At 61.4% G+C, this 25,768-nt stretch carries 27 protein-coding genes and 2 tRNA genes; 12 read left to right on the plus strand and 17 right to left on the minus strand.

Annotation, left to right across the window (positions count from 1 at the left end; translation table 11 throughout):
• Positions 1 to 4: 4 nt before the first annotated feature.
• Complete coding sequence (locus EOD15_RS00935) at positions 5 to 946, plus strand: glyoxylate/hydroxypyruvate reductase A (RefSeq protein WP_127321001.1); 942 nt, start codon at positions 5 to 7, stop codon at positions 944 to 946.
• Here the strand turns inward: EOD15_RS00935 and EOD15_RS00940 are convergent.
• Positions 943 to 1,305, minus strand: a complete 363-nt coding sequence (locus tag EOD15_RS00940) for a hypothetical protein (protein WP_127326244.1) — start codon at positions 1,303 to 1,305, stop codon at positions 943 to 945. The genes EOD15_RS00935 and EOD15_RS00940 overlap by 4 nt on opposite strands.
• A 286-nt stretch (positions 1,306 to 1,591) precedes the next feature.
• Entirely contained in the window at positions 1,592 to 2,521 is a 930-nt protein-coding gene (locus EOD15_RS00945) for a methyltransferase domain-containing protein (protein WP_127322730.1), read from the minus strand.
• A gap of 106 nt (positions 2,522 to 2,627) precedes the next feature.
• Between EOD15_RS00945 and EOD15_RS00950 the strand changes: the two genes are divergently transcribed.
• Positions 2,628 to 3,638 (plus strand): ligase-associated DNA damage response exonuclease, encoded by a 1,011-nt coding sequence (locus EOD15_RS00950; RefSeq protein ID WP_127322729.1) that lies wholly within the window; start codon positions 2,628 to 2,630, stop codon positions 3,636 to 3,638.
• Between the two features lie 4 nt (positions 3,639 to 3,642).
• Positions 3,643 to 5,244 carry a cisplatin damage response ATP-dependent DNA ligase gene (locus EOD15_RS00955; RefSeq protein WP_127408236.1) on the plus strand — a complete coding sequence of 534 codons (1,602 nt, stop codon included), beginning with the start codon at positions 3,643 to 3,645 and terminating at the stop codon, positions 5,242 to 5,244.
• A gap of 14 nt (positions 5,245 to 5,258) precedes the next feature.
• Here the strand turns inward: EOD15_RS00955 and EOD15_RS00960 are convergent, their stop codons facing one another.
• Positions 5,259 to 6,398, minus strand: coding sequence for a hypothetical protein (locus tag EOD15_RS00960; RefSeq protein ID WP_164893249.1), 1,140 nt, complete (start codon positions 6,396 to 6,398; stop codon positions 5,259 to 5,261).
• A 329-nt stretch (positions 6,399 to 6,727) separates the two neighbouring features.
• Between EOD15_RS00960 and EOD15_RS00965 the strand changes: the two genes are divergently transcribed.
• Positions 6,728 to 6,803, plus strand: a tRNA-Thr gene (locus tag EOD15_RS00965).
• A 250-nt stretch (positions 6,804 to 7,053) separates the two neighbouring features.
• Positions 7,054 to 7,458: a hypothetical protein gene (locus EOD15_RS00970; RefSeq protein WP_127320132.1), complete on the plus strand. Its 405-nt coding sequence runs from the start codon at positions 7,054 to 7,056 to the stop codon at positions 7,456 to 7,458.
• A 67-nt stretch (positions 7,459 to 7,525) separates the two neighbouring features.
• Here the strand turns inward: EOD15_RS00970 and EOD15_RS00975 are convergent, their stop codons facing one another.
• From EOD15_RS00975 to EOD15_RS01025, 10 genes are all read right to left on the minus strand, one after another.
• Positions 7,526 to 8,140 (minus strand): hypothetical protein, encoded by a 615-nt coding sequence (locus tag EOD15_RS00975; protein WP_127408238.1) that lies wholly within the window; start codon positions 8,138 to 8,140, stop codon positions 7,526 to 7,528.
• A 1-nt stretch (position 8,141) separates the two neighbouring features.
• A complete protein-coding gene (locus EOD15_RS00980) occupies positions 8,142 to 9,080 on the minus strand; it encodes a hypothetical protein (protein ID WP_128369789.1) in 939 nt (312 codons plus the stop codon).
• Between the two features lie 121 nt (positions 9,081 to 9,201).
• Positions 9,202 to 9,777 (minus strand): hypothetical protein, encoded by a 576-nt coding sequence (locus tag EOD15_RS00985; protein WP_127320128.1) that lies wholly within the window; start codon positions 9,775 to 9,777, stop codon positions 9,202 to 9,204.
• Between the two features lie 3 nt (positions 9,778 to 9,780).
• Positions 9,781 to 10,524, minus strand: coding sequence for a hypothetical protein (locus EOD15_RS00990; protein WP_127320126.1), 744 nt, complete (start codon positions 10,522 to 10,524; stop codon positions 9,781 to 9,783).
• Between the two features lie 14 nt (positions 10,525 to 10,538).
• Positions 10,539 to 10,907, minus strand: a complete 369-nt coding sequence (locus tag EOD15_RS00995; RefSeq protein ID WP_127320124.1) for a hypothetical protein — start codon at positions 10,905 to 10,907, stop codon at positions 10,539 to 10,541.
• Positions 10,907 to 11,314, minus strand: a complete 408-nt coding sequence (locus tag EOD15_RS01000) for a hypothetical protein (RefSeq protein WP_127320122.1) — start codon at positions 11,312 to 11,314, stop codon at positions 10,907 to 10,909. The genes EOD15_RS00995 and EOD15_RS01000 overlap by 1 nt, the downstream gene beginning before the upstream one ends.
• Before the next feature lie 3 nt (positions 11,315 to 11,317).
• Complete coding sequence (locus EOD15_RS01005) at positions 11,318 to 11,896, minus strand: hypothetical protein (RefSeq protein ID WP_127320120.1); 579 nt, start codon at positions 11,894 to 11,896, stop codon at positions 11,318 to 11,320.
• A 411-nt stretch (positions 11,897 to 12,307) separates the two neighbouring features.
• The gene (locus EOD15_RS01010; protein WP_127320118.1) at positions 12,308 to 14,584 is read right to left on the minus strand and encodes a phage/plasmid primase, P4 family; all 2,277 of its coding nucleotides are present in this window, start codon (positions 14,582 to 14,584) and stop codon (positions 12,308 to 12,310) included.
• 123 nt (positions 14,585 to 14,707) lie between these two features.
• Entirely contained in the window at positions 14,708 to 14,962 is a 255-nt protein-coding gene (locus EOD15_RS01015; protein ID WP_127320116.1) for a hypothetical protein, read from the minus strand.
• A 470-nt stretch (positions 14,963 to 15,432) separates the two neighbouring features.
• Complete coding sequence (locus tag EOD15_RS01025; protein WP_164761680.1) at positions 15,433 to 16,653, minus strand: integrase family protein; 1,221 nt, start codon at positions 16,651 to 16,653, stop codon at positions 15,433 to 15,435.
• A 144-nt stretch (positions 16,654 to 16,797) separates the two neighbouring features.
• On the opposite strand from EOD15_RS01025, the gene EOD15_RS35625 reads away from it, so the two are divergent.
• The 7 genes from EOD15_RS35625 (at position 16,798) to EOD15_RS01055 (ending at position 19,780) form a co-directional block, all read left to right on the plus strand.
• Positions 16,798 to 16,885: transfer RNA gene (locus EOD15_RS35625), tRNA-Ser, on the plus strand.
• A 132-nt stretch (positions 16,886 to 17,017) separates the two neighbouring features.
• Positions 17,018 to 17,206 carry a DUF2158 domain-containing protein gene (locus EOD15_RS01030; protein WP_127320112.1) on the plus strand — a complete coding sequence of 63 codons (189 nt, stop codon included), beginning with the start codon at positions 17,018 to 17,020 and terminating at the stop codon, positions 17,204 to 17,206.
• A 163-nt stretch (positions 17,207 to 17,369) separates the two neighbouring features.
• A complete protein-coding gene (locus tag EOD15_RS01035) occupies positions 17,370 to 17,801 on the plus strand; it encodes an acid-shock protein (RefSeq protein WP_127320110.1) in 432 nt (143 codons plus the stop codon).
• A gap of 45 nt (positions 17,802 to 17,846) precedes the next feature.
• The gene (locus tag EOD15_RS01040; protein ID WP_127320108.1) at positions 17,847 to 18,389 is read left to right on the plus strand and encodes an RNA polymerase sigma factor; all 543 of its coding nucleotides are present in this window, start codon (positions 17,847 to 17,849) and stop codon (positions 18,387 to 18,389) included.
• 86 nt (positions 18,390 to 18,475) lie between these two features.
• The gene (locus EOD15_RS01045; RefSeq protein ID WP_127320106.1) at positions 18,476 to 18,928 is read left to right on the plus strand and encodes a hypothetical protein; all 453 of its coding nucleotides are present in this window, start codon (positions 18,476 to 18,478) and stop codon (positions 18,926 to 18,928) included.
• Positions 18,925 to 19,380: a periplasmic heavy metal sensor gene (locus EOD15_RS01050; RefSeq protein WP_127320104.1), complete on the plus strand. Its 456-nt coding sequence runs from the start codon at positions 18,925 to 18,927 to the stop codon at positions 19,378 to 19,380. Before EOD15_RS01045 ends, EOD15_RS01050 begins: the two co-directional genes overlap by 4 nt.
• Positions 19,381 to 19,492: 112 nt before the next feature.
• Entirely contained in the window at positions 19,493 to 19,780 is a 288-nt protein-coding gene (locus EOD15_RS01055) for a hypothetical protein (protein ID WP_127408239.1), read from the plus strand.
• A gap of 120 nt (positions 19,781 to 19,900) precedes the next feature.
• Here the strand turns inward: EOD15_RS01055 and EOD15_RS01060 are convergent, their stop codons facing one another.
• The 4 genes from EOD15_RS01060 to EOD15_RS01075 all read right to left on the minus strand — a co-directional run.
• Positions 19,901 to 21,481 carry an indolepyruvate oxidoreductase subunit beta family protein gene (locus EOD15_RS01060; RefSeq protein ID WP_127321412.1) on the minus strand — a complete coding sequence of 527 codons (1,581 nt, stop codon included), beginning with the start codon at positions 21,479 to 21,481 and terminating at the stop codon, positions 19,901 to 19,903.
• Positions 21,474 to 23,627 (minus strand): indolepyruvate ferredoxin oxidoreductase subunit alpha, encoded by a 2,154-nt coding sequence (locus EOD15_RS01065; RefSeq protein WP_127321411.1) that lies wholly within the window; start codon positions 23,625 to 23,627, stop codon positions 21,474 to 21,476. The genes EOD15_RS01060 and EOD15_RS01065 overlap by 8 nt, the downstream gene beginning before the upstream one ends.
• Before the next feature lie 94 nt (positions 23,628 to 23,721).
• A complete protein-coding gene (locus EOD15_RS01070; protein WP_127321410.1) occupies positions 23,722 to 24,204 on the minus strand; it encodes a MarR family transcriptional regulator in 483 nt (160 codons plus the stop codon).
• Positions 24,204 to 25,768 (minus strand): NAD(P)/FAD-dependent oxidoreductase (locus EOD15_RS01075; RefSeq protein ID WP_148129480.1); only part of this gene is annotated, 1,565 nt, incomplete at its 5' end. The genes EOD15_RS01075 and EOD15_RS01070, both read right to left, overlap by 1 nt.

Raw genomic sequence — 25,768 nt, forward strand, 5'->3', positions numbered from 1 at the left:
CGCAATGGAAAAAGGCCGTATCCTGCTTGCCGTCACCGGCTTTCATCCGCAGCGCTGGCGCGAGCTCCTGTCGGCCGAGCGCGAGGTGGTGCTGGAGCCCGACGGCGCCAGCGACCCGTCGATCACCTATGCCGTGGTGTGGAAGCAGAAGCCGAACCTGTTGTCGTCGCTGCCCAATCTGCGCGCCATCTTTTCGATCGGCGCCGGCGTCGATCATATCTTCGCCGATCCCGGCCTGCCCGATGTGCCGATCGTCAAGGTCGTCGCCGACAACCTCACCCAGTACATGACCGAATATGTCGTCTGGCGGGTTCTCGATCATCACCGCCAGGGCCTGCTCTACCGGTCGCAGCAGCCGAAGAAGATCTGGCACGAGCCGCAGCAGAGGCCTGCCGGTGACATTTCGGTCGGCATCATGGGCCTCGGCAGTCTCGGCCGGGCCGCGGCATCGGTGCTTTTGTCGCTTGGCTTTGCCGTCAATGGCTGGTCGCGCACCGACAAGGCCATGGAAGGCGTCGCGACCTATTCCGGCGAGGCTGGACTGATCCCCTTCCTCAAGGCGACCGACATCCTGGTGGTGCTTTTGCCGCTGACGCCGGAGACCAAGGGCATTATCAACTACGGCGTGCTGAAGGAACTGCGGAAACGCAACGGTCTCGGCGGCTCGGTGCTGATCAATGCCGGGCGCGGCCGCCTGCAGAAGGATGCCGACATTTTGCGGGCACTGGATGACGGCACGCTGAAGGAGGCAAGCCTCGACGTGTTCGAGGTCGAACCGCTGCCGAAGACCAGTCCGCTGTGGGGGCATCCAAAAGTGTTCGTGACGCCGCACGCGGCAGCGACCTCCGACCCGGTGCATCTGGCGCCGATCATGCTGCGCCAGATGGACGCCTTCGAACGCGGTGAAAAGCTGGACAATCTGGTGGACCGCAAGGCGGGGTATTAGCCAGGCAGAGCGAGCTTCTTCTGCTTGTCTGGCTGGCCGCAGTCGCGTCGATCGATCGACCGGTTCATGGCATCGATCTCACCGCTCGCCTTGTCGGTATCGCGCTTGGCTTTGGAGCGCATGTCAGGCGTGAACGGGCCGAAGCCCATCGCCGGGTTGGAGAATGTCGGCTTGGCCTTCGCCGGAAGGTTGTATTGCTGCGCCAAGCCGTTGCGCTGCGCCAGCAACTGATCGCACGGCACGGTGTCGTATTGCAGGGAGGACTGGACGTTCGCATCCTGCTGTTCCGACATCGAGGTGCCGCCGACACAGCCGGCGGTCAGCAGGCAAGAGGCCAAGATCATCATGTTCCAGCGCATCGGCTATGCTCCTCCTGATATCCCGCCCTGATGCGAGCAGATCGCAAATATCAGTCGCGCATGCAAATCGGACTTTTTCACAGCAAGATTGTTTGCGATGCGGCGAGGCCGCCCCTCCGCCGGCGCGTGGCTGACGGAGCATCAAACGAAAAACCCGCCTGCGCGGCGGGTCACTGGCGGAAATCAGCACCATGAGCGAAAATGTACCATAGCTGAGGGCAGGGTGTCAAGAAAAAATTCCTATCTCTGCCGGCAAAAGCTGCGGACATCACGGAACCGGCTGTCGTCAGGTCCTTTGTCGGGCTGAGTTCGGAGCCTTGGCCACAACGACCAACCCGTTGACCTGTTCCCCACGATCCTGCCGGATGACGGTTGGCTCCAGTGACAGGACCGAAAGCCCGTTGGCGGCCAGGACGTCGCGCACATAGTGTTGCGCATGCGCGTAGCGGCGCGACGGCAGCAGCACGAAATCGCCATCGCCAGCCAGCGTCTCGACGGAAAACGCGAACAGGCCGTCCGTCGCCAGCAAGCGGGCAATCGTCTTCACCACGCCGTCCAGCGCGCCGACATAGATGAAAACATCGGCCACCGTCACCAGATCGGCTTTCGGACCGGCATAGGGAAAATCCCGCAGATCGGCCTTGTCGAGGAAATCGTAGACGCCCTTGGCCCGAGCCTTTCTCAGCATCCTTGTCGAAATGTCGTAACCCTCCAGCCGGTCGGCGATCGGCCGCAGCCTCTGCCCCATCAGGCCGGTGCCGCAGCCGAGATCCAGAGCGAGCGGGAAGCGTCCCGGCCTTGCCGCTCGAATGGCCTGGTCGAGCATCCCAGGCAGCCGGTACCCCAGCCTGCCGACCAGGGACTCGTCGAAGCTCTCTGCATAATGGTCGAACAGTGTCTCGACGAAGGCGCTGGGGAGCGCATCGAGCGCCGGCGCCTTGCCGATCAATTGCAGGTTCAGTGCAGCGCCCTGACGATCCGATGGATCGATTTGCAGCGCCATCGTCCAGGCCTGTGCAGCCAGATCCGCCGCGCCCGCCGCCTGCTGCATCTCGCCGAGGCGAAACCAGCCCATCGCCCATTGCGGTGTCATTTCCAGGGCGCCGAGCAGCAATTCCGCCGCCGCCGCATGATCGCCATCCGCGTGCAGCATCTCGGCATAATCGGCACGGCGATCGGCGTTCAAGTCGCCGGACGAGGCCTGAAGCGGTTTCATGGCGATGGGTCCTGCCGGCGGATCGAGCCGGCGGTGCTCTATGCGGGAGTCAGCAATGACTTACAACAGGCTTCCCGCCGCGGAATTATATCCTATCTTGGGGATCATGCGCGCCAGCGACCTGCTTCATCCCCGGCCCGAGGGCCTCTATTGCCCGCCGGGCGATTTCTTCATCGACCCGGTCCGGCCGGTCGACCGGGCATTGATCACGCATGGCCATTCCGACCATGCGCGTTCCGGCCACCGCTCGGTGCTGGCGACGCGGCAAACGCTCGACATTATGGGCCTGCGCTACGGTGAGAATTTCGCTGGCACGACGCAAGCGGCACAACTCGGCGAGACGATTGCACTCAATGGCATCAGCGTCAGCTTCCATCCAGCCGGCCATGTGCTGGGCTCGGCGCAGATATCCGTCGAGCATCAGGGCGCGCGCATCGTCGCTTCCGGCGACTACAAGCGGCAGAGGGACGCAACCTGCGCGCCATTCGAGCCGATCCCGTGCGATGTGTTCATCACCGAAGCGACCTTCGGCCTGCCGGTGTTTCGCCATCCGCCCGACACAGAAGAAATCGCCCGCCTGCTGAAATCGGCAGCGCAGTTCCCCGAGCGCTCGCATCTGGTCGGCGCCTATGCGCTGGGCAAGGCGCAAAGGGTGATGCGGCTGTTGCGCGACGCCGGCTACGACAGGCCGCTCTACATCCATGGCGCGCTGGCCAAACTCAGTGAGTACTACCAGAGCCAAGGCATCGATCTCGGCACCCTCGAACCGGCGACCGTCGAAAGCGGCGGCAAGGATGATTTTACCGGCGCCATCGTCGTCGGCCCGCCATCGGCCTTCGCCGACCGCTGGGCGCGGCGTTTTCCCGATCCGATCTCGTGCTTCGCGTCGGGCTGGATGCGCATTCGCCAGCGCGCCAAGCAAGGCGGCGTCGAGCTGCCGCTGATCATCTCCGATCATGCCGACTGGGATGAGTTGACCGCCACCATCAAGGAGACCGGAGCCGAGGAGATCTGGGTGACGCATGGCCGCGAGGAAGCGCTGGTGCGCTGGTGCGAGCTCGAAGGCATCGCCGCCCGGCCGCTGCATCTGGTCGGCTACGAAGACGAGGGCGATTGAAGCCATGAACCGCTTCGCCGAGCTTCTCGACCGCCTGGTGCTGACGCCGTCGCGCAACGGCAAGCTGACCTTGCTGACCGACTATTTCCGAGCCGTGGAGGATCCCGATCGCGGGCTGGCGCTGGCTGCCATCACCGGCGATCTCCACATCGCCGCGGTCAAGCCGGCGATGCTGCGCATGCTGGCCACCGAACGCATGGATCCGGTGCTGTTCGGCTATTCCTACGATTATGTCGGCGATCTCGCCGAAACGGTGTCGCTGGTCTGGCCGCAAACGCCTGGGAACATCGCGAACCGCGAGCCGACGCTTGGCGAGGTCGTCGCCAAACTGCAGGCGGCAAGCCGCTCCGACGGACCGAAGGTGCTGGCCGGGCTGCTCGACAGCGCGGGCATCTCGGCGCGCTTCGCCATCATCAAGCTGGTCACCGGCGGCTTGCGCATCGGCATGTCGGCGCGGCTGGCCAAACAGGCGCTGGCCGATTTCGGCAAGGTCGACGTGGCCGAGATCGAGGAACTCTGGCACGGGTTGACGCCGCCTTACACAGCGCTGTTCGCGTGGCTGGAAGGCAAGGCCGAAAAGCCCAGGAACACGGCGTTGGCATTGTTTCGCCCGGTGATGCTGTCGAACCCGGTCGGTGACGGCGATCTCGAAAAGCTCGATCCGGCGGATTATGCCGCCGAATGGAAATGGGACGGCATCCGTGTCCAGGCGGTGGCCGAGGGCGGCATCCGCCGGCTCTATTCGCGCACCGGTGACGATGTTTCCGGCGCCTTTCCGGACCTCGCCGATGCCATGCATTTTTCCGCAACGCTGGACGGCGAACTGCTTGTCGGCGATCCCCGAGAGGCGACGGGAACCTTCTCGGATCTGCAGCAACGGCTGAACCGCAAGACGGTGACACTGAAGATGCAGCAGCAATACCCGGCCTTCATGCGCTGCTACGATCTGCTCCAGGTCGGCGGCGAGGATCTGCGCGCGCTGCCGTTTCGCGAGCGGCGCGGCCGGCTGGAAGCGTTTGTCGGAACGCTCGACCCGAGCCGTTTCGATCTTTCGCCATTCGTCGACTTCACGGATTGGCAAACGCTTGAGGAACTGCGCCGGGTGCCGCCGCATCCGATCATCGAAGGCGTCATGCTGAAGCGCTGGGACTCAGCCTATGTCGCCGGCCGGCCGAAAGGTCCATGGTTCAAATGGAAACGCGATCCGCACACGGTGGACGCGGTGCTGATGTATGCCCAGCGCGGCCACGGCAAACGCTCGAGCTTCTATTCCGACTATACGTTCGGCGTCTGGACAGGTGCCGAAGGCGAAGAGGAACTGGTGCCGGTCGGCAAGGCCTATTTCGGCTTCACCGACGAGGAGTTGAAGCAGATCGACAAATATGTCCGCGACAACACGATCGAGCGTTTCGGGCCGGTGCGCTCGGTGCGGGCTGACCGCGACAACGGCCTGGTGCTGGAAGTCGCCTTCGAAGGGCTGAACCGCTCGACCCGGCACAAATCCGGCGTTGCCATGCGCTTTCCCCGCATTTCGCGGCTGCGCTGGGACAAGCCGGCCAACGAGGCCGACCGCATCGAGACGCTGCAGGCGCTGCTCGACCGCTAGACCGTTCAGCGCTCTTACGGCTCGATCGAAACGCGGATTTCGTAGATGTCCGCGGCCTTGCCCTGCTTGTCGAAGTCGGAATTGATGGCAATGGTGCCGGCCGAGCCCGGACGCTTGTCGGGAAACTGCACATCGAACAGATATTCGTTCTGCTGCTGGCCGACCGCATAGCGCTTGCGGCCGCAGTCGCCGAGTTCGCCGAAATTGCAGTCGACCGAAATCTGCGTCTCCTTGCCTTCTTCGGAGCGGGCAATGATGTCGAACACGGCATGTTTGCCGGCCAGCTTCTCCAGCACGCCTTGTCCGACGTCGAAACTGATCGCCGAACCGGACGCGCCGGAACGGATGCGCAGGAACGAACCGGTATCGTCCTTCATCACCTCGGCCCTGGCGTCAGACGGCGCGCTGACATGGGATGCATCGGCCGGCGAAAACACATTGATCCAGTCGCGCGCCTGGTCCGCGGCGCCGGGTTTTTCCGGACCGCCGTCGGCCGGTGTGAAATCGTCGTCCTCGACGGTCGGCGGCGCTTGCGGCGGGGCGGTGTCGAGTTGCGCGGATGTCTTGAACACGCCGGTCTGCACGGCGAAGAACAGGCCGATGCCAACCGCGGCGAGCAGTGTCACGGTCAGGAAGATGGCGGTCAGCGGCAGGCGACGCCCCCTTATGCGCCGTTCATCGCGGTCGGGCGCCACTTCCGTCGTCGCGCCGGCCGAGGCCGGAACCGACATGTCGATGGCCGGAGCATCGGGAAGCGTGGCGTCCGGCATGATATCGGGAACGACGGGCAGAACGCGGGAGCGCGGCGCATCGGCAGCGGATTGCACGGGTCCGTCGACGACGACATCGGGGGACGATGCCTGTCGGCCGGTTTCGACCGCGGGCGCCGGGTCCGCTCCGAGTTCGACCGCCGGTGCATCGCCCTGCGGACCGACATCCGGCACCGCCGGCAGGAACTCGGATTCGATTTCGGTGATTTTCGCCTGGATTGCCTTGCGGCGCTTGATGGCGACCTCAACGGTCACACCGGGATTGGCCTGGAGCGCGCGATCGAGCGCGGCAAAAGCCGAGCGATAGACCCGTTCGCGGAACGCGCGGTCCTCGGCATTGCCTTTCTCCAAGGCGTTCCGGATCGCTTTTTCGATCACGTCCAAGCGGGTCCCTCTGTCTTTGCCAACCTTGCCGTGATCGTTAGCCGCAGGCGACCAATCAATCAACGGGCGAGCGGCGCATTCTGCCTCGCAGAGGTGTGCAAAGTCCATTCCGGCGCTGTTCCGGCAACAAAATCAGCATGTTTCGCCGATTTCCAGGCGCAGGGAGCGCACGCACCGTGCGCCGCATCCCTTGGCGATTGATTGGCGGACAAGGCGGCGGCCGGCTTCGAGGGTGCCATGGTGCCGCCGCAGGAATTGCCAAGTCGCATCTTGAATTCGCGCCCGGTTGCGTCTATCACCGCCGCATCTTGGAGGCTTAGGCTTCCCGGGCCGCTTTAGCTCAGTTGGTAGAGCACCGCATTCGTAATGCGGGGGTCGCGTGTTCGAGTCACGCAAGCGGCACCAAAAACTCCCAATAATTAGAATCGCTTGCGCCGGGTTTCAGCCGGGCGGACTTATTTGGGTCTAGGCCCAAATAACAGAAAGTGCCCAGCGCTTGACCTCCGGAGGGTTTCGATGTCAGATGATGTCAGTTCTCCAGCCACCTAAAGCTGGCGCACCCCGTGCACGGGTGCACTCCTCGACTACAGCGCGGACCTGCATGCGGTCCGTCGCGGAAGCGCCCTCGTTCTAAGAGCGCGCATGGAGAACGATCATGACGTTGGATTTGCAAAAAAAGGAATTCCATAAAGCTTTGGTCAAAGCTGATAGGGAAGCACGCGACTTGCCTGGCTACACCGGTCATGTGTTTCGCAAGATGATAGCAGGCCACGGCGGCTGGAAAGCCGCCAAGCTTATGCTTCAGCCTATGTCCAGGGGCAAAGTGCAAGATGGCTTTGTCGAACTATGGATGTGCGGTGGGATTGAACTCACCGTGGAATCCATCATCCTCGAACCTAAGTGGTATGAACTGTTCACCCGGGATGATCGAAGAGAGGCGTACCGTAGGCTCTCATCGGTCGGATGTGAGATAGAGCGCGAGCTGACCCCACACAAAGTGCGGTACATCGTGCTGCAATATAGCCGCCCGCTTCGGCCGCTACCCTCGCCTATAGCGTGAGCGCCATAGCGCGTCGCCACAAGTGTGCGGGCGGCGCGGATAACGCTTGGAGGGGCGGCGGTGGGAGTTACCTGCCGCCCGCGCCCCTCTTCGGAAGTATTTTTGGGTCTTTATAATACAATCTATCTATTAGGTAGTACAGCCCATGGAAGCTTGAGATAATCATATGAGATATGATTAGCGATACAGATATCTTAATCAGCGACGACGAGATGGTCGAGCACCAATACGGGTCTACCTGATGTTCCTGCATTTTTTTAATGAAGTAAGATGCTATGGAACTGTACACCGCAACCATCAAAATCGATAAAACAGAAATAAATAGCGAAGAAAATGCTAAGTATCCAAACATAGCGCAGACATACTCGCGACGGCTAAGGCTAGTCCCCCCTGCCGTCAATGACACCTTTCCTACAGTGATCTTCTTGTCTACATCGTCAGATGAGAATGTCGCCACGGTCACAAGGGCCGCTACATAGAAACCTGTTAGGATCGACGAAAAGCTTCCAACTCGATCTAGAAATCCCTTCTCGCCGAAATAATTAGTGCCGTCAAATACCACAAATGGCGCCGTAATTATCAAAGCAATTATCACAACTGTCCAAGCGTCCCGCCTGACAAGCCTGCGGCCCTTTTCATCTACTAGGATCAGGTATCTTAGTGGACTAAGGATTGGGTTCATCTCAAACAGCCATCAAGGCGAGCGCTTTTTCGGCGATTTCGTTCACGATTTGATCTGAACAGACGCGCACGGCTTTTTTAAGATGCACCTGCTCGGAGCGGACGAAGAGTATCTCCTTCGCCTCATGTTCGCGATCCAGCGTCACCGTTCGCTTCCGCTTGTCGCCCAAATCAATCTCGATGTTGAAGTCCTGCCACCCTTCCTTCTTGCCCCACTCAACCAGATTTTTGAACGTGGCCGCCCAGTTCTTCTTATCGATTTCGCCCTTAATCCGGATTTTCATGACCTCGTTGATCGGCTCGAAAATTCCTGCACCGTCAACAAAGTCAACCTCTGCAGGACGCACCAAGGTGATGAAGTTCATATGGCCTTCCTCAAGCGCGCCCGCAATCGTTTCCGATTTAACACCCTCTGCTTTGAAAACGCAGTAGGTCTCCTCTACCTCGCCGTTTTTTGTCTCGAAGTCGTATTTGTACTCAAACAGTGCCGCTGCGATCACCAATCGGAGAATTCCCATGCTCATGCCTGGAATTTCCTCGAGCACAGCCCTATACCGCCCTTCGGCGACGGGCACTGTGTTTATCACAAGGTGGGCCGAAACAGACTGTTCCTCGCCTTCCTCCTTTACCGAATCGCGGATCGTCACCTTCGCCCGTGCTTTCTTACGATATGCGGGGTCGGCAGCGTCAGGGCTGGCTTTGTGAAACAACATTACGATCGCGTTTTGCTTAGGCCAATGTTCGATAGTCATCAACTCGATGATGTCGTGGTTCGGCTGGACTTCGAGGGCAGCTTGCTCCTGGATCCTTGTTTCCAGTGCGTCGAATAGACTGACTTCATTCTCGTCTGCAATCAGCGGAAGGCGAATAGCTGCCTTGTGTCGGGGATTCAGGGTGAATTCGTATTGACGGAAGAACCGCGAGTGCTTTTCAAGAAACAAATTTCCCTCCCCATTGTCCAGCGATACAGGGCCGCCAGGACACTTTAGGGAGTAGATGGTCAAATGTTCCCGCTTTTGTCTACTGGTAAGACCTCGCACGGGATGGTTATGAGCTTTGTTTTTACCGCCGCGCCTTCAGCCCCGACTGCAATTGGCTGAAATGGCCGCCGGTGGGGGCAGCGCGCCTTTCCAGATAGGCTGCCCCTTCGGCCTGCACGAACTCTTGGACCAGTGCGTCGACCGTTAACAACCCGCGCTCAGTCCTGGCATGGACGACTCGCTCTTTCTTTCGGCCATCGGTCTCGCCGACCTCGAAATCATTTCGGTCCTGCAACAGGTCCATGGCGCCCTCGATCAGCCCCTGTTTCACGCCAGCTTTTGCGAGCGAATGATAGAGCGTCATATGGACGGCGTGGTCGCGTGACGCCTGCTTTTCAGCCGCCACCATCTTAGGCCCGTCAACCTTCAGCCTTTCCAGCTGCGCGTTGAGCGCCGCAAGTTCTGCAAGTGCTTCGGTGCAGTAGTTGGCGGCAGCGACACACAGGATGAAGTCATAGCCCTTGCAATCGTCGTCGTCCTCGTCAACCGCTCGGTAGGCGATGCGATACTCCTCCGGGACCGACGCAATGTCGGTTTTGGTGAGCTTCATGCGTAGGCGAAGGCCTTCCTTGATGTAGATGCTGATTGGACTAGCCATGGCTCATGCCTCCTGTTGCTGATGGGCCGACAACACCGCTTCGCGCTTCGAACGGGCAGCGATTGCGGCATTGGCGAAGGTGGTGTCGCCCGCCTGCTGCACGAGTTTGATGAATGCTCCACCGCCCACATCAGACGCGGCGCGCATTTTCTTCAAGCGCTCCAGACGGCGCATCTCGCCCGGAAAGTGCTGGGTGCGGAACCTGTGGCGAAGGGATTCCAATTCCGCCGCCTTCATGCCCGTGGTGACTCGTGGCGCGCGCAGCACCGCACCGATGAGCGCCATATCGTTGCTAACAAGAGCGTCATTGATCTCCTTGGCGAGTTCATCGGGAGTCAGTGCCTTCAGCGACGCCCGAATCTCTTGATCGTATCGCTCCCCAATCGTGGCGTCCGGTGGAGGCGCAAACGTCACCTTCTCAAGCGACGCTATCGTCGTATCAACCTTCTCCTGAGCGGCGAGCAAGCGGGCCGCGACACGCTCGCCACTTTTGCGCGCCGCACTAGCCACTTGGATCGCGGCGGCAGCGGGCGTCTGCGACCCGTCCCCGTACACAGTCTCAGCAAGAGCGACCAGAGCGTGGGCCTCCTCGCGAGCTACCTTCATCGCTCCCGATAGGGCGACATGCTCCAGGTCGGGTTCAGGCTTGTCGTTGCCGCGCTGCTTCTCGGCAAAATGGTCAATCGCCAGCTCATTGATTGATGGGCTGACGTGCAGTTTCAGTTCTTGTTCGGCAACGGTTGCCATGTGATTTCTCCTTCTCAAAAACGTCTATTTTCAAGCACCAAAAGGCCGATCGGCACCCGTGCTACAGAGGCATCGATGGTGATGTAGTCGCCGGCCTTGGTCTGCTTGCGGCGCTCAGCGAGCAGCACGCGGGCCACGCCATTTTCAGTTCCCAGATAGCCGCCTTTCAGCCCGTCTACCGAGACTCGCTCGCCCGTCTCAAAAGACGGGCTTTGGACGACGATCAACCCGCTCGCGTCCTTGGTGAATCCAGTGAAGCGTCCATTGCCATCAGGACGAATTAGGCGGGCGTCTGTGCCGCCGATGGGGTTGCCTGAAAAACCCAGAACGACGTATTTGACGCCGGTGGTGATGGCTACGATATCGCCAATCGCTGCGGTCATCAGATTGCCCCCTCTGTGAGCGTCGTCATCTCTGCCATCTCAAAGGACATCGGCTTCCTGCGGTGCACGAGCAGGGACGCTTGCCACCGCCACAGGGCGGTGAACGACTGGTCCTGCATACGGAGGAACACGAAGAGCGGCGTAGCGCTGTGCACCTCAACCCGCTCGCCCTCGACTATGAACCGTTGGCCCTTCTCGAAAGCGGGGCCGGTGCGCCAGCCCATGTAAACGTCATCCTCGGATTGCATCGTGGCGACGAGATCAATGTCCCCGTCCGCGTTCGTTTCATCACGGATCATGAACACGTGTCTGCCGTCGCCGAGACAGGGGAACATGCCATCGGGGACGACATTGGCGACGACCCACGTCTTGCCGGAATTGCCTTTGACGTAATCACCAATGCGCATTGTTCATCGCCTCGAATAATCGATCTCGTGGAATGGGCGATCACGAGGACTGGGATCTGTGGCCGATGGCCCGTAACCCCTGCCCAGGCACTTCTCCATGAGCATCTTCATCTCTCTCGCATCGGTCTCCGACAGGCCCCCCACTCCGACCTCGCCCACCTTGTGGTTCAGGAGCTTGAGGCGCTGCTGTTCGTCGTGGGTGAGCTTACTGATGTCGTACGTCTGCATGCCATTGCTCGGCGCTTCGACGCGATCCAGCCCAAGTGTCTCGTAGGTGCGCCGGAGGCTGTTCATGACACTCAGGTACGCGAGCAGTTCCGGCAGGCTGGCTGTGCTTGCCTTCGCAAATTCAAGCTCCCATTGCTCAAGGACGATGGTCGCGTTGGCGGCGCTCTTGATCAGAATGAACTGGCTTTGCGTGACGTTGCTGGGTCCGCCTAGGTCAGCAACATGATTGGCAACTAGGTCATGCAGCCGCTTGGCCCACTTGGTGCGCCCGTCCATGCCTGCAAGCAGTGTCTTGCCGTTGGTGACCCTGCTTCTGCCTTTGCGCTTGCGGGGGACCGGATAATAGGCGTCCATTGGGCGTCCAATATGTATCTGCTATGTGCTTTTGCTTCAAATCAACTGGTAAAGCTAACAGTATATTAGCTGCTTTGATGCGTAAAGCTGAACGTTTACAGCGCGTTATGATGGCTTTTGTTTTAGCAATAAGGAAAATCGACTAGAAGAGCGGCCTTTGGGGACTGGCGTCGAAGGACGCTGGCGCTACGCATGCGGTGCGAAGCTGGGGCGCAAATAAATACGGCCCTCGCTCGGAATTCGTGATCTCCCGGCTTTTCAGCCGGATTAGCAGGGTTGACGCGCACTTGCTGTGCCGGGGGTGCCGGGGACTTTCCGATCAATAACACGTAAGGGGAAGTTTTTTTGCAGCGCGCAGCGCAACGCTAGTAGGGGAAGCTTTTGGGCAATTCCCCGGCACCCCCGGCACCCCTAGAAGGGGACTTTGGGATCGATCATCTCGTCCGGAGGCATCTCACCTGAGTCCCGGAACACCATCGCCGCTTGATTTGGCGTCAGCTTGCCGCCAGTCGGAACCATCTCCGTTAGCGTGATCCCGGCATAGTGGGGAGTGTGCTGACCGCCCACGCGCGGTTTGCTGGCCTTGATGCCCAATTGCAGCGCGTACAAGTCAGCTCCGATGGTCTCATCTGCCATGACATGGTGGTTTCGATCTCTCAGCCACTCATTCAACTCCATGTTGAACAGCTTCTTGCTGACTGCATAGCTGGACCCGACGGTGCACATTTCCTCGACAAACCGTTTCACCGGGCCGGTGTTCTCATCCATCAAGTCGAGCAGTTCTTGGCCTGAATCAGGCTGCTCAAAACGTCCTCGCGCTCGCAGCCGCTTCAGTCCTTCGATCCAGACGTTGATGATGCCCGGTAGTTCGGCCAGCAGCTCGGATGTGAGATTTGGGTTCTCGCGCCCATAAAACGACTCCCGGAACTCGATCACAATGAACCGCGTCACGATGACACCGGATGCGTCTTTCAGCTTCGGGACTGTGTTCGCCATAAGGATGATGCGCGTGCTCAGCACACCGTTCCACCGCGACTTGTACTTGCGGCTGATTGAAACCGGGTCCTCACCTGTGATGGTCAGGATGTTCTCAACAGCCGCATGAGGGTTTGATCGCCCCTGTCCACGTGCGTCGGATATGACGGCCAGCGACTTGCCGACCAAGTTTTCCATACCAAAAGATTCGCTGAAGTCCGACAGCTTGGGATTGGCATATCTGCCCGCGCCTACCGCCGCCCGCGACACGCGCCCAATGGTGCCTTTACCTGAGCGCTTCTCGCCGATGAAGGCGAAGGCCTTCTGCTGCGACGTGTCGCCGGTCAGGCAGTACCCCATGATCTCCTCGATGCACTCGATGGACTTGGGGTCATCAGGAAATGCGTTGTGCATGAAGCTTGCCCATACAGGCGCTGCCGCTGCGACGTCATAGTTGCAGTCAACCCCATGTAGAGCGAAGAAGCGCTGCTGTGGCGGATGCAGCGTGTATGTCCGCAAGTCGAGAGTGCCGTTCTTGAAGGGCAGCATGTCAGCGGGCGAGGGGTCGCCAGCCTTGGCGTCGATCCAGAATGGCGCTTCATCGATATTGGGCAGCTGTCGGATGCCCGCAAGCGCGGCGAGGATGTCGCCAACTGCATTGCGCGTTGACTTGAATGGAACAGGCTTACCTTTATCCAGTACCCTGATCGTCTCAAGCCACGGATAGAGCCGCCCCCGAAGCTCCTCGTCATCCATCTGGACCCACCAGCTTCCAGCCCAGCGGTAAAAGTCACCCCGCCAATGCCAGACATCATCCAGCGTTTTTGCGAATTGGCGCGCGATGAAGATAGGCTCGGAACTTGGGAAGATGCCACGTTCATCCTCGGGGCGCATATCGACCCATGAGCGCAGCGTGTCAGGGTTGATGTTGAGCGACTCAGCAAGCTTCGGGATGCCGGTGCACGCCCTTCCACCGCCAAGTCGTTTCACCGTAGCTTCGACACGCCTCATGGACTTGTCTATCGCGCGCTGGTCGTCACCGCACTTGGTTGCCACTTTGTGGATCAGCTTTTTGACTTCCGCCTCCGTCCAACCGTGCGTTAGCAGAGCGCCAGGCACGCGAAGGCCCAGGACATTGCGCAAGCCCTCCTGCCAGTGCCGCATTATCAGGGAGGCGAGGGCGAGACACCGCACGCACTGAAGGAGGAACTCACCTTCTATCTCAAAAGGCTGGCCCTCCTCGGACCAACTGAGCCGTTCGCCGCAGGGATGGACGGACGGCGGAAACATTGTCTGCCCACCAGTTGAGCGGAGCTCGACCAGCATCCCGTCCTTCTTGCCATTGTAGGTGAAGGGCACAGTGGCGGGGACAACCGCCCTGTAGAGCCGGTGCGCCTCCGGCGTAGCGGGACGGCCAAACCGTGCCGGAGTTGGCGGCAGAAACTCTTCGGCGAGCGCTATTGCCTCAGCGCTGTCGAGATCAATGTCTACGAGATTGCCTGATGGCGCCCCAAGCAGCACGCCAACGTTTGAACTGTTGCCGGTGAAGGCTCTATCGACATCGACCTTGTCGAGCGTCTTCTTCTGCCAGTTCTTTTCGAGCGGCGCCTTAGTCTGATGCTGGTAGGCGATCGGCACCCATCCGACACCCATGTACCTGCGTGCCAATGATCGGGTGCCATCAATATCGATTGTATCTGGTCGTGGTGCCATAGCCGCCAAGCCCTTGTTTTATCAGGATTTTGCGGGTATATTGGGAGTTGATCCCAGGGTCGATTTCCGCACGACACCCTTGGTTCTCTTTCAATGCCAGTTCCATCTTGGCGCCGGTCCTGCTCACACAGGGCCGGCGTCTTCTTGTTCAACGCAATTGCGCATCAGGTTGCCGATATAGCTCTCAAAGTTGACCGGCGCTCGTCTTGGCGGGAAACGGTGGACCTTCTCGAGCACCGTTTTCCTGAATTCGCTCTGAGTCATCAGTTGATGGGTGGTCAGCACACAGTGCCTGCCGTTGAACACAAACGACCACATCACCTTCTTGCCGCCTGTGTGCTTGACCAGTTGCGGGATGAAGAACTCGTCTTCGTCCATTACGCCACCGCGCCATATTCGCGGGTCGAACGGTACTCGGCTCTCTCCTTGAGCCAAACGCGAAGCGCATCGCGTCGATAACGGATGTTGCGGGGACCTATCCGAATGAAAGGAGGGCCGTAGCCTTTCGAACGGCTGATCTCGACCCATTGGACACTGACGCCCAGAAGTTTCGCAGTCTGTGCCGTATTCAGGAGATCATCGCCGTCGCTGATTGTTTCAGCTATGGCGTCAGCGCGCCTATCGAGATGCCGGTTTACGTCCATGTTCGGTTTCTCCGAAATGGCACGCGGGGCTTAGCAAAAAAAAGCCCTCGCGCGCATGTTGCACACGAGGGGGCTTTCGTTTGGTTTGGACCGTATGTACGGGCACGGTCCCGAAATGCTCCCGTGCCGCCCCAGCGGGCGGCCTACGGACTTACAACCGTATAATTAGCACGCCCAATAAAACCCACAAGCGGAACGTTTGCGTCAGCCTATCGCGACGACGTTCGCGTCCTCAATCGGAACGATTCCGCATAGCGTTTTTAGCCGATCAGCGACCTTCTGCGCCGGGCTACGAAGACGCTCTACCCTCATCTGCACATAACCCTCTGTGACGTCATTTCCCAGCGAGTGGTTGACCAGTGCCTTGAGCGCCATGGGGCTGATTTCCGTTTCCTCAGCTACGGTGATGAAGGTGCGCCGCAAGTCGTGCACCGACACTTGGACGCCACAGGCCTTGGCGACGGCATCGAGAGGAAATTTCGGCTCTGCGATATAGCCTGTCTTCTTTCCGTGCGAGGGGAACACGTAGTCGTTGGGATCTTTTCCAACCGCGCGCCGCGCCACTAGCAGATCCCGAACGAAGTCCGACATCGGCAGATCAAGCTTCCGCTTTGCCTTGGTGTTGATGGCTGGGATGTGAAGCAGCTTTTTGTCGAAATCGACATACGCCCATTTCAACATTGCGGCTTCGCGTCGGCGCAACCCTGTGAAGAGAATGAAGCGTAGGTAGTCGGCTGCAACCGGGTTGGGCAAAGCGCAGACGGCCTTGTAGAAGACAGGCATGTCGTCGGCCTCAACCATTCGTTCGCGCCGCTCTTCAGCAAACCACTGCTTCCGTAAGCGGACAGGATTTTGCGGAAGTGTCGGATCTTGGTCCGCTGCGAAATTCCAGAGAAGACGAAGAATGGCCATCGTCGTGTTAGCAGTCACCTCGCCCTTCCAGCGATTTGACAGCGCGATCTTCTGGGCAATCTCGCCGTGGCGCTTTTCCACGGCATCGCGGGTGATGAAGTTGAGTGGCTTGTCCAGCCAGGATGTCAGATGGTTCTCCACCTTGTCCTTATAGTTCGAGACAGTGTTGGCGCTCAGTTTCGCGTCATACTTTTTCAAGTACGCATCCAGCGCTCCTTGCAGCGTCATTGACCGCGCCTTGGGATCCTTTCCCTTGCGAAGGTCAACTAGCATGTCGGCAGCTTCCTCGCGTGCCTTAGACAGGGCCATTTCGTTGACAGCCGCCACCGTAACGCGACGTGTCTTTCCGTCGGGAAGTGTGCGCTGTGCGATAAACGTTTTGGTGCTGGTCACGCCCGAGCAGAGGACGCCAAAACCTTTCAGATCTGCATCCCAGTGAAGCACCTGCTTCCCCGATGGATCGGGGGCAAGTAGCTTCTCGATGGTACGTTCCGTGAGCTTGATACGCGGCAAGATACTCTCCTGACTGGTTGGGCCTAGAGCGGGAAGCAAATAAGGAAAACCACCTTAGTTGCACCACCCTAGGTTGTTTTACAATCAGGGGACGTTATAACGCTTTCGCCATAAAATATAGCGAAATCAATAGATTGACCCGTTGCGCGCCTTATTTTTAAAGCACGCTATTCGTGTATGGACAGCATTCGTAATGCGGGGGTCGCGTGTTCGAGTCACGCAAGCGGCACCATTTCTCCCTTCGTTTCGTCGTCTACCCCTTCTCATCTGGCGCAAAGGATTGCGGCGCCGGCTTGGCAGATCTGCCATTGTCGAGACCCCGGTTTGGTGTGAAACTCATGGCCTCAGCACGGGAGGTCAAAAAATGCCCAACAATTTCAAGACCGGAGACGTCGTCAAGCTGAAATCCGGAGGCCCCAGGATGACGATCAGCGATGGCGCAGCCTCGGGCATGTATCTGTGCCATTGGTTCAATCGCGAGGGCGAGGTGTGGACCCCGCAACATGCCGGGTTCAAGCCGGAACAACTGATTGCGGCGGACCAATCGGACTAGAGTTCCTTCCATCCCGATCGAGCCGGGATGGGCACCCTCTTTTGTCCGGGCGTGAACGGATCAGCAGGCGCGACCGACGGATTTTCCGGGTCGCGGCGTTTAACGGTTGAAGCGCGATGGCGGCACAAGCCGTCTGCGTCGCGCCAACCTGGAGACGCACAACATGATCAGTCGTTCGATATCAGTCGTTGCCTTGAGTTTGCAGACCGTTGCGGCTTTCGCCCAGGTAACGACGCCGCCTGCACCGCCGACCGCCGCGCCACTTGCCGCGCCAGGCGCTTCGGGGACCAGGTCCGACATCACGCTGGCCAAATTCCAGAAGCGGCGCGAAAAGGCGATCATGGCGGCCGACACGGATGGCGACGGCAAGATCAGCCTGCTGGAATGGGAGGCCTTTCAGACGAAGCGCAACGTCAAGGGCGACGCCGCCAAATCTTTCGCGCGGATCGATTCCAACCATGACGGCTTCATCGATCACGCCGAACTCGATGCATTCTTCGCCAGGCGCTTCGCCCGGCTGGATAAGAATGCCGACGGCATTTTGACGGCCGACGAACTGCCGGGCCACAAAACCGCTCCCAAGCAAGAGCAATGACCAAGAGGCAATGACGCGCGATGAACATCGGGAGTGCGCCGACTGATGGCTGCGGATCCGGACGAGGAGCTGGTTCGCCGTGTTGGCGCCGGCGAGCCCGCAGCCGTGCAAACGCTCGTCGCGCGCAAGCTGCCGCGTATCCTGGCGCTTGCCGTGCGCATGCTCGGCGATGCGGCGGAGGCCGAGGATGTCGCCCAGGAAACCTTCGTGCGGATCTGGCGCCATGCCGCGAGCTGGCGGCGCGGCAATGCGCGCTTCGACAGCTGGATCCACCGAGTGACGCTCAACCTTTGCTACGACCGGCTGCGTCGCAGACGCGAGTGGGTGAGCGGCGACCTGCCGGAAATGGTCGACCCTGCGGCACTTCCCGACGCCCCTCGCCAGGAGGACGCGGTTCAGGTCGAACGGGCGCTGCAAGCCATAGCGCCGCGCCAGCGCGAAGCGATCGTTCTGGTCTACTATCAGGAGATGTCCAATATCGAGGCGGCAGCGACCTTGCAGATCAGCGTCGATGCCCTGGAGAGCCTGCTTGCGCGCGGCCGGCGGTCGCTGCAGGCGATCCTGGCGGGGGATGGCGCCGATGAGTAAGCACCGGGCAAGCACCAACGCACCACGGCCATTGCGCCTTGCTGGTGCCGCCTGGCGCTCGGCGCCGACGGGCAAGGGGGCGACACATGGCTGAAGGATCCAGGAACGAACCCGCAATGGATGCCAGGCGCTTTGCCGTCTTGGCCCAGGCCTATGGCGGCGACTTGCGGCGATGGCCCGCGGCTGAGCGAATGGCCGGCACGGTCTTTGCCGCGAGCGGCGCGGGCAAGGCCATCTTGAGGCAGGCCGGAACACTTGACGCGCTGCTCGACAGCTACCGCGTCGACGCCCCGGACAAGGCACTGCACGGCAGCATTCTGCAGGCTGCCGGCCGGCACCTCGTCCAGCGCCGGCGCCAGTGGTTCTGGTGGCTGGGACTTGGACTTGCCGGCATTGGTCTGGCCGGTGCCGTGGCAGGGCTGGCCCTGGTGACCATCGTCACGCCGGAGGTCCAGCCGGACCATTATGTGCTGGATGCCAATGCGACGGCGTTTGGCGATGCCGGCCCCGCTGCCGAGAACGGTGAGGAAAGCCTATGAGCACGCGCTGGGTCCGTGGTCTGGTTATTGCTTCCGTGGTGCTGAACGTCTTTCTTGCCGGCGCATTCGTCGGCGGTGCGGTCTGGCTGAGAAATGCCAAAACAGGTGTCTCGCTGGAATCGGCCGGCCGACAACTTCCCGACCAGGATCGCAAGGCGTTCCGCGAGGCGCTGCGCCAGGTTCGCGTGCAGTCCCGTCAGATCATTCTGGATGGCCAGCAGGCGAGGCAGGAGGCAGCAGACCTGTTGCAACAGCCTGTCATGGACGAGGCCGCCGTGTCGGCTGCCCTGGAGCGGGCACGCAACGCCGACGCGACGGTTCGCACCCGGCTCGAGCAGGCCATTGTCGACTTCGCGGCGAACACATCACTCGAAAACCGGAGCGTGCTGGCACAGGCATTGCTGCGCCATATGGAACGCCGCGCTGCCGTTGCGCCGAAAAAATCGCCATGACGACCGACGGAAAAGGCGGGAGACGCCGTTTAACGAAGAGAAGGGACAAGCCTGCCCGATCGCACCGTGCCGGGCGGCCATCTTCAAACTCGAATGCACTCGGAGTCCAATTATGAGTCGCCTGAAAAACTATGCAGCAACCGCTATCCTGGCCATCGGTGGAACTGTCGTGACAGCCTCCGCGTCCAGCGCGATGCCCTTCATGTCTGTAACCCATCCGGCCGCCCCGGCATTGGTCGAGCATGTCCGCTGGGGGTGCGGCATCGGCTGGCACCCGAACCGATGGGGCCGTTGCGTGCCGAACGGCGTCGTCGTCGTGCGCCCGCACTACCATTACTGGCACGCTCCGGTCTATGGCTGGCACCCGCACCATCACTGGCGCCGCTGGCACCATAACTGATCGAAGCACCGCGGGGCCAGGCACCTGGCCCCGCGTCAGCGCCGGCGCACGGGCAATCCTGTCAGCCAGCCCGGAGTTAAGGTTAGCGCCGCTCCAATCCGTGGACGCCCGCTAGATATCTCAGCCGATTGGGTCCGGCCCCAGCGTCGCCACCGTCTTCAGCGCGCCGTCGAGCATGTCGCCCTTCTCGTCCTTCAGCGCCATCTCGCGCAGGCGGCGGATCCAGTCGGCGGCGTCGGCTCGGCCCTTGACCAGGTCGAGCGCCGACAGCACGCGGTCGAATTTCGACTGTGCCCGGACATGGGTGTCGCTGTAGCCCTTGATCAGCCGGCGGCAATTGAGGATCTCGACGGCCAGTGCGTAGTCCTGGGGCACATGGTCGAGAGCCAGCGCGTACCAGCGATCGAGATGCGCGACCTCGACCTTGTGGCGCAGCAGACTGCGGCGCCAGCGGCGCAGGCCGCCGATGAACCACAAAGCGGCAAAGCCGGCAAAACTGTCGGTGCGGATGCGGCGACCATGATTGATGCGACGATCGAGAAAGGCGGCGAGCTTCGGGCGGCTTTCGATATAGCTTCCCAGCCCCGCCGGCAGCGTGCCGCAGAACTCCTCGATGCGCGGGTGGAAATATTCGGTCACCTGCAGGATCGAGCCGTCCTTGACGCCGACCTCGCGGCGCACGCGTTTGCCGCGCGTCGAACGTGTCTTGAGATCGGCGACACGGATCATGTCGTCGTAGCATAGCGCGTTGGCCAGATGCTTGGCAGCAGCGATCGACAGGCCATAGCCCTGAAGCGGCCCGTCCAGCGCGACGGCCTTGTCCAACCGGTCGAGATACTCGCGCCCATAGGCGATGTCCTGATAGTCGACGACCTTTCTCAAGCCCCGAAGTGCCATGTCGCGTACGGCTACCGGCAACAGGTCGATGCGGGCAGCCAAGGCCTGCCAGCCCTGCAGCAGGTTTTGCGGGCCACTCACCTGTCCTGTGCCCAGGGCAGATTCGACAATCGCGGGCTCAGCCGGCTTCTGCGCCGGTGCTGCCGTGCCGCGCGCGCGGTCAAACGCAGCGCCGAAGGCAGCAAGGCTGGCTTTGACGCCCCGGCCGCCGGCACCGATCGCCTGTTCGTAGCTCTCGCGGGTGAAGGGCAGCGCATCGGACCCCGCTAGCGCGCCAAGCAGGCTGGCCGAGATCATCGAGCCATTGTCGGCTGCGATCTTTTCCATGTCGAAAGCGATGAAGCGCTTCGATGCGGCTTCCGCCGTCGCATGCACCTTGGAGGACGAAGCCCGGCCATCGCCCGGTTCGATCTTTTCCGACACGGCGGCGATGCGGTGCGACGAGGCAATCAGCGTGGTGCGGTCGGGCGTGACGAAGCCGCGAATGATGGCACGGCCGGCTTCCATCAATTCGGCGGCGATCAGGATGTCGACGTCGCCCTGCGACGGCGACAGCGCAAAGACCGGCAGCCGGCCGGTGTCGCGGGCCATCTCGACATAATAGATGGTGGCGCCGGTACGCTGGGCGACGCCGGCGACCGAGGTCGATTGCGCGACATAGCCGTTGCGCTCGGCGACATCGGTGATCCAGTCGGCGAGCACGCCACCGCCCTGGCCGCCGACCGCCAGCACGGCGAGCTTGATGACACGCTCGCTATCCTGAGCGCCGGCGCGGGCGCGAAGTGGGGGGACAGCGTCAAGCATCGGCGAAGGTCAGCCGCCGGCTTTCGCGGCGTCGCTGCAACAGGCTGATGGTGGCGCGGCGCGCGGCTTCCAGGAAACGGTCCCAGCGGCTCGGATTGTGGACGACGTCGGCGCGGTAGAAGGATGGGCAGAGCACTGCCGCATCGGCGACCTCGCCACAATTGCCGCAGCCGACGCAGCTCTGGTCGATATGAGCGACCGGATCGTCGCGCAGCGGATCGTCTGTTGACTTGACCGACAGCGAGGGACAGCCGGACAGCCGCATGCAGGCATGGTCGCCCGTGCAGATATCCTCATCGACACCGAATTTCGGTTTCACCACACGGGTCCCGCCCTTGATCGCCTTGTCGACCAGCGGCTTTTCGCGGCGCTGCCGGTTGAGCATGCATTCGGACGAGGCGACGATGACCTTCGGCCCTTTCTCGTCCGTCGTCAGCGCCTCACGCAGCGTGTCCTGCATCTTGGTCACGTCATAGGTGCGGTCGACATGGCGCAGCCATTTGACGCCCATGCCTTTGACCGCCTCGGTGATCGGATGCTTCGTCGACTTGGTCTTGTTGCCGGCGCGCGATGACAGGATGTCCTGCCCACCCGTGGCTGCCGAGTAAAAATTGTCGACGATGACGATGACGCCGTCGTTCTTGTTGAACACCGCATTGCCGATCGAGGAGGTCAGGCCATTGTGCCAGAAGCCGCCATCGCCGACGAAGGAGATCGAACGGCGCTTGGCATCGGGCGAATTGAAGGCTGAGGCAGAGGCCGGACCCAGGCCATAGCCCATGGTGGTGGCACCGAGCTCGAAGGGCGGCATGATCGAGAACAGATGGCAGCCTATGTCGGAGGCTATGTGGTGCTTGCCGAGCTCCTGCTCGACCAGCTTGGTCGCGGCAAAGATCGGCCGTTCCGGGCAGCCGATGCAGAAGCCCGGCGGACGGCCCGGCACGACGTTGATCAGGTCGGCTGCGTCGACGCCATCGCCGACCTTGTTGGGCGCTCGCACTTCGCCGGGCAAAAGATGCGGCGCCTCGGCGCGCAGGAAGGCGCCGATGCCGTCAAGCATGACCTGGCCGGTGTATTCGCCGGCCATCGGCAGATGCTCCTTGCCGACCAGCCTGGTGCCGCGGCCCGCCTTGTGCAGCATCGAGGCAAAGGCCTGTTCGATGTAGTTGGGCTGGCCTTCCTCGACGACCAGCACCGACTGCTTGCCCTCGCAGAACGACAGGAACTCGTCATCGATCAAGGGATAAACGGCATTGAGCACATAGAGCGGCACATCGGTGTCGCCATAAATGTCGGCAAGGCCGAGCCGCTGCAACGCGCGGATGACCGAATTGTACATGCCACCCTGCATGACGATGCCGACCGAGCCGTGGTCCGAGCCGAAGAACTCGTTGATCTTGTTCTTGGTGATGAAGTCCACCGCCGCCGGCCAGCGCTTCTGCACCTTCTCCTTCTCATGCAGGAAGGAGGCGGGCGGCAGCACGATGCGGCCGGTGTCGCGGCGCGGCGCGTCGAGCGCATCGGCGACCGTCATGTCAGGCCGCTTGTTGTCCTTGGCGATGAAATGGCCATGCACGTGGCAGCAGCGGATGCGCACCTGCAGCATGACCGGCGTGTTGGAAATCTCCGACAGTTCGAAACCGTCCTCCACCGCCTTGACGATCGATGGCAGATTGGGGCGCGGGTCGAGCAGCCAGACCTGGCTTTTCATGGCGAAGGCATGGCTGCGCTCCTGCATGATCGAGGAGCCTTCGCCATAGTCCTCGCCGACAATGATCAACGCGCCGCCGGTGACGCCGCCGGAGGCGAGATTGGCCAGCGCATCGGAGGCGACATTGGTGCCGACCGTCGACTTGAAGGTCGCCGCACCGCGGATCGGATAATGCACCGAGGCGGCCAGCATGGCGGTGGCGGTGGCTTCCGAGGCGCTGGCCTCGAAGTGCACGCCGAGTTCGCCCAGAATGTCCTGCGCGTCGGCCAGCACGTCCATCAGATGACTGATCGGCGCGCCCTGATAGCCGCCGACATAGCCGACGCCGCATTGCAGCAGCGCCTTGGTGATGGCGAGAATGCCTTCGCCTGCAAATTCCTCGCCGGCGCCGAGCCGGAGCTTCTCGACTTCCCTGGCAAAAGACCGTTCGGCCATTTTTCAATCCTTCCGTTGCCGCCCTGCGCTGGCGGCGCGTAGGTCTATCTGCTTGACCTCTTCCGAAAACCGGGATCCACTTTTCGGGGTCATGCTAGATGTCGTGCTTGCGAATGTTCTTCAGCATCTTCAAAAGCGTGGCGATGAGTGCGGAATATTCAGCGTCGTCGATATCGTCGAACATCGCCTCGAACGCGTCATGCATGGCCGGCCAGGCGCGCGCGAACTCGGCGCGGCCCTCGTCGGTCAGGAACACATGGCGGATGCGGCTGTCGGTGACACCCTGTTCGCGCCGTACGAGGCCCTGGCCCTCCAGTGAGTCGAGCGTCCGGCTCAAGGTCGATTGCTCGATGACCGTATAGACCGAGAGGTCGTTGACGGTGATGCCGTCGGTGACCGACAGCACGGCCAGCGTGCGGACCTGCGGAATGGTCAGGCCTTGCTTGCGAAAATCGTCGCGCAGGGTGGCGTTGTAGCGGCCCATGATGCGGTTCATCAGATAGGGCGCGAATTGCTGCAGGCCGATCTGCCCCAGGGTCGAAATGCGCTGGCGCTTCTCAGTGACCTTCTCTTCCATTACAGCCTCCCCGCCAGGAGAAAGCCGGAACCGCCGCCAAGGCCCGCGCCCGGGTGGGTCGAGGCGCCTATGTGGTAGAGGTTCTTGATGCCGGTCTGATGGTTGCGGCTGCTCTTGAACGGCCGCCACAGGAAGGACTGGTCGATGGTCGAGGAACCGCCATAGGGATCACCACCCACCAGATTGATGTTCATCGCCTCGAGATCGGCCGGCGAATAGGCGCGGCGCGCGATGGCGCTGTCCTTGAAGCCCTCGATATGGCTGGCAAGGATCGTTTCTGCGCGGTCGGCATAGGCTTCCCGCAAAGCGTCGGTCCATTGCCCGTCAGCCGGCGCCTGCAGCATGCCGGCGGCATCGCCCTTGATGTGGCGGGGAGCTTCGGGCAGTTGCAGCCACAGGATGGCCTTGCCCTCCGGACAGCGCGACGGATCCAGCGCATGCGGCTGGCCGACACAGATGCTCGGCACCTCCGGCAGCATGCCGCGCGCCGCTTCGTTGCAGGCTTTCGAGACGCCATCCAGCCCAGGCGTCAAATGCAGCAGCGCGACCTTGTCCAGGCCTTCGCCGCGCCATGCGGGCGGTTTGTCCAAGGCGTAGTGGATCTGGAAATTGCCTTTGCCGTAGCGATATTTCTGCGTCGCCTCGACATCGGCTTTGGGAGCCTCGCTGCCGAGCAACCGACCATAGAGTTGGGTCGGTGTGACCGAGCAGATGACGCTCTTGTTGGCCGTGATCGTTTCGCCCGATGCCAGTCGCACGCCGGTTGCGCGACCACCACTCTGGACAATCGAAGCGACATCGGCGTCGGTACGGATGTCGCCGCCGCGTTCCCGGATCAGGGCCTCGAAGGCCGCCAGCAGGTTTTTTGCCCCGCCCTTGACGATCGGCGCGCCCGCCGCCTCAAGCGCGAAGGCGATAACCCTGGCGATCTGGCCGGAAAAGGCGTCTTCGGGGCCGAGCCCGGCATGCAGCACCCAGGGCGCCCACAGCGCACGAATGGTTTCGGACTGGTAGGTGCTTTCCAGCCAGCCGCGCGCCGGCACGAGTGCCTCGCCGAGAAAGGCGGCAAGGCCACGCGGGCCACGCCGCCAGCCATCACCGGCCAGCAGCTTCGCTGTCGGATAGGACCACAGGCTGCCGCCGAGCAGGCCGAACAGCAGGCCGGCATTGCGCTCGATGCCGCCGACATCATCCGCGTGCCGGTCACCGTCGCCTGCCGCGATCGCATTAAGGGCGACGACGTTGGCGGCACGGTCGGTGCTGAGCACGGCATGGCTGCCGTCCGGCCGCAGCACGCCGGTCGGCGTGCCGGTGTGGCAGAACTCCAGCCCGTGGCGCGCGAGGTCGGCGCCCAGTGCCGCAAAGGCCGGCGAGGTGATGAACAGCACGAAGGTCGTCGCCATCACATCATGGATGAAGCCGGGCGCGGTGATCTCCTCGGTGCGCAGGCAGCCGCCAATGCGGTCGTTGCGCTCCAGGACGAGCACACGCGCCCCTTTGCCCCCGAGCATCGCCGCGCAGACCAGCGCGTTGATGCCGCTGCCGACGATGATGTGATCCGGCT

Source organism: Mesorhizobium sp. M7A.T.Ca.US.000.02.2.1, assembly GCF_003996995.1.
Taxonomy (GTDB): Bacteria; Pseudomonadota; Alphaproteobacteria; order Rhizobiales; family Rhizobiaceae; genus Mesorhizobium.

What these genes read in the sequence shown, in the direction of transcription:
- EOD15_RS01065 (WP_127321411.1), bottom strand. Translation starts at nt 23,627, where the DNA reads ATGGCCGAACGGTCTTTTGCCAGGGAAGTCGAGAAGCTCCGGCTCGGC.
- EOD15_RS01035 (WP_127320110.1), top strand. Translation starts at nt 17,370, where the DNA reads ATGATCAGTCGTTCGATATCAGTCGTTGCCTTGAGTTTGCAGACCGTT.
- EOD15_RS01015 (WP_127320116.1), bottom strand. Translation starts at nt 14,962, where the DNA reads ATGGACGAAGACGAGTTCTTCATCCCGCAACTGGTCAAGCACACAGGC.
- EOD15_RS01005 (WP_127320120.1), bottom strand. Translation starts at nt 11,896, where the DNA reads ATGGACGCCTATTATCCGGTCCCCCGCAAGCGCAAAGGCAGAAGCAGG.
- EOD15_RS01045 (WP_127320106.1), top strand. Translation starts at nt 18,476, where the DNA reads ATGGCTGAAGGATCCAGGAACGAACCCGCAATGGATGCCAGGCGCTTT.
- EOD15_RS00970 (WP_127320132.1), top strand. Translation starts at nt 7,054, where the DNA reads ATGACGTTGGATTTGCAAAAAAAGGAATTCCATAAAGCTTTGGTCAAA.
- EOD15_RS01000 (WP_127320122.1), bottom strand. Translation starts at nt 11,314, where the DNA reads ATGCGCATTGGTGATTACGTCAAAGGCAATTCCGGCAAGACGTGGGTC.
- EOD15_RS00940 (WP_127326244.1), bottom strand. Translation starts at nt 1,305, where the DNA reads ATGCGCTGGAACATGATGATCTTGGCCTCTTGCCTGCTGACCGCCGGC.
- EOD15_RS00995 (WP_127320124.1), bottom strand. Translation starts at nt 10,907, where the DNA reads ATGACCGCAGCGATTGGCGATATCGTAGCCATCACCACCGGCGTCAAA.
- EOD15_RS01040 (WP_127320108.1), top strand. Translation starts at nt 17,847, where the DNA reads ATGGCTGCGGATCCGGACGAGGAGCTGGTTCGCCGTGTTGGCGCCGGC.
- EOD15_RS00945 (WP_127322730.1), bottom strand. Translation starts at nt 2,521, where the DNA reads ATGAAACCGCTTCAGGCCTCGTCCGGCGACTTGAACGCCGATCGCCGT.
- EOD15_RS00990 (WP_127320126.1), bottom strand. Translation starts at nt 10,524, where the DNA reads ATGGCAACCGTTGCCGAACAAGAACTGAAACTGCACGTCAGCCCATCA.
- EOD15_RS01050 (WP_127320104.1), top strand. Translation starts at nt 18,925, where the DNA reads ATGAGCACGCGCTGGGTCCGTGGTCTGGTTATTGCTTCCGTGGTGCTG.
- EOD15_RS01010 (WP_127320118.1), bottom strand. Translation starts at nt 14,584, where the DNA reads ATGGCACCACGACCAGATACAATCGATATTGATGGCACCCGATCATTG.
- EOD15_RS00975 (WP_127408238.1), bottom strand. Translation starts at nt 8,140, where the DNA reads ATGAACCCAATCCTTAGTCCACTAAGATACCTGATCCTAGTAGATGAA.
- EOD15_RS01060 (WP_127321412.1), bottom strand. Translation starts at nt 21,481, where the DNA reads ATGCTTGACGCTGTCCCCCCACTTCGCGCCCGCGCCGGCGCTCAGGAT.
- EOD15_RS00950 (WP_127322729.1), top strand. Translation starts at nt 2,628, where the DNA reads ATGCGCGCCAGCGACCTGCTTCATCCCCGGCCCGAGGGCCTCTATTGC.
- EOD15_RS00985 (WP_127320128.1), bottom strand. Translation starts at nt 9,777, where the DNA reads ATGGCTAGTCCAATCAGCATCTACATCAAGGAAGGCCTTCGCCTACGC.
- EOD15_RS01070 (WP_127321410.1), bottom strand. Translation starts at nt 24,204, where the DNA reads ATGGAAGAGAAGGTCACTGAGAAGCGCCAGCGCATTTCGACCCTGGGG.
- EOD15_RS00955 (WP_127408236.1), top strand. Translation starts at nt 3,643, where the DNA reads ATGAACCGCTTCGCCGAGCTTCTCGACCGCCTGGTGCTGACGCCGTCG.
- EOD15_RS00935 (WP_127321001.1), top strand. Translation starts at nt 5, where the DNA reads ATGGAAAAAGGCCGTATCCTGCTTGCCGTCACCGGCTTTCATCCGCAG.
- EOD15_RS01055 (WP_127408239.1), top strand. Translation starts at nt 19,493, where the DNA reads ATGAGTCGCCTGAAAAACTATGCAGCAACCGCTATCCTGGCCATCGGT.
- EOD15_RS01030 (WP_127320112.1), top strand. Translation starts at nt 17,018, where the DNA reads ATGCCCAACAATTTCAAGACCGGAGACGTCGTCAAGCTGAAATCCGGA.